The 1,802-nt window shown below is 27.7% G+C and carries 1 protein-coding gene and 1 pseudogene; one reads left to right on the top strand and one right to left on the bottom strand.

The window, feature by feature from the left end:
• Window positions 1–44: 44 nt before the first annotated feature.
• Complete coding sequence (locus tag B8T70_RS23445; protein ID WP_039116511.1) at window positions 45–1,034, bottom strand: hypothetical protein; 990 nt, start codon at window positions 1,032–1,034, stop codon at window positions 45–47.
• 670 nt (window positions 1,035–1,704) lie between these two features.
• Between B8T70_RS23445 and B8T70_RS24320 the strand changes: the two are divergent.
• Window positions 1,705–1,802 (top strand): annotated as a pseudogene (locus tag B8T70_RS24320) (gliding motility protein GldL); the annotation flags it as partial.

Here is a 1,802-nt window from a genome sequence, read left to right as displayed (position 1 = left end):
ATCAAACTATTATCCCTTTGCAGAAGCGCAACAAATACAGCATATCAAATTAAGTAGTTAAGTTTTCCTTTATAAAGCGCTACTTTTTCTAAAGAATTCTTCATGTTGTTTTTGTCAAAACATAAAAATGTATCAATAGCCTTTTTAATATTTTCGTTCGATTCATATATAAAAAAATCTAAATTAGGAGCTACTGTTTTTCCTATTTCTTCCAAAGTTATTCCTTCATTCTCATTAAGTTCAAATATATGTAACCATTCTGAGACACTATAAATAGAACACTCTTTTCTAATTTGATTTGTTTTTACTTTTTTCCAATTGTCCGATTGTTCCCATAAAGACAGAGAAACTCTATTAGTGTTAACTAAGGGGTTTAGCATCTTTAAGTATTCTTTTTCTCTTTCTGTTAAATTAAGATAGATACCATTTGGAAACTTACCTTCTGCTATCGCTGAACACCCTTTTAAAATATCATAACCAACTTTCAAAAAAAAATCTACCAAGTTTGTCGCATTAAGTGTTGCTCTTTTTTGGACGATTATGACCCCTTTAACTTTATCTAATACTGGGGCGATAAAAGTAGCTTCGTCCTCAATGTAGATATCATCTAACACCTCTGTTAATACCGGTGTAATATAGGTTGCCCCTAAACAAAGATTTACCGAACCACATTTTTGTAGAGACAGAGCCGCAAAAGTCGCATTTTCACATATTATAATTGAACCAAAAATCGCTGATAATAGTGCCGCATTAAAAAGTGCTTTTTCTTGAATGTAAACATAACCTTTAATTCTTCTTAAAACAGGAGTTGCAAAGATTGCTCCTTTTTGGATATCTACAAATCCTACTATTTCTTCTAGGAGAGGTGCAGTAAAAATTGCTTCTTCCTGTATATAAACACACTCTACTTTTGTTAAGAATGATGCAGTAAAATTCACTCCTTTTTGAATATCAATATAACCAAACACCACTGAAATATTTGCAAAATCATCTTGATTCTCTTTCGTTATTTTTATATTTTCTATAAATCTCATAATATTATCTAGAATTAATAAAACTAATTTATTGGTAGTAGTTTTCTTTTTTAAAATCTAATAATTTAATTGTTATAAATCCCGAAAGAACAAAGTACAATAATGTAAAAACTTACAAACATATAACTTGTAAAACCTAAAGAAGGGATAAATTAAAAGATAAAAAAACAACTATATATTTTTTTATCAGATCACAGAAAGAGCTTCCCGATAGTGTAAGATAAAATAGTTATATCTGTCAAGAATAGAAAAATAAATTTTAGATTATACAATACATCACTTAATGAACCTAATACATAAATACTCAAAAGTTAGTTTTTGTTAAGACTTATCTCTAACAATCTTACCCTTAATTATTATTCAAGAAACCTCCCCACATACATAGTCACTTTCTTTTATCATCCTACTAATCCTAAAGCTGAAGGCATGCAAAACAGAAAAGTATTGTATCTATACTATAAAAAGCTTAATGTGTTGATTTTAAATTTTTTTTCCTTTCCTGCGATATAAATGTTATTTAGAACTTTGCAAAATATAAAATTAAAGTAAGGAACATTCTTTATTCCGAATATAAAGACAATCCGAAATAAAAAAGTAAAACTTAAAGACAAAACTCCAAATCTTTATTTTAAACCTAAAAAAAATTAATAATTTAAACAAAAAGAACATTATGGCATTATTAAGTAAAAAAACAATGAATTTCGCTTATGGTATGGGAGCAGCAGTAGTAATTATTGGAGCTTTATTCAAAATTACTCACTTTGAAAT

The sequence above is a fragment of the Flavobacterium sp. AJR genome, from assembly GCF_002156885.1.
GTDB lineage: Bacteria > Bacteroidota > Bacteroidia > Flavobacteriales > Flavobacteriaceae > Flavobacterium.
This window is presented reverse-complemented; position numbering and strand designations above follow the sequence as displayed.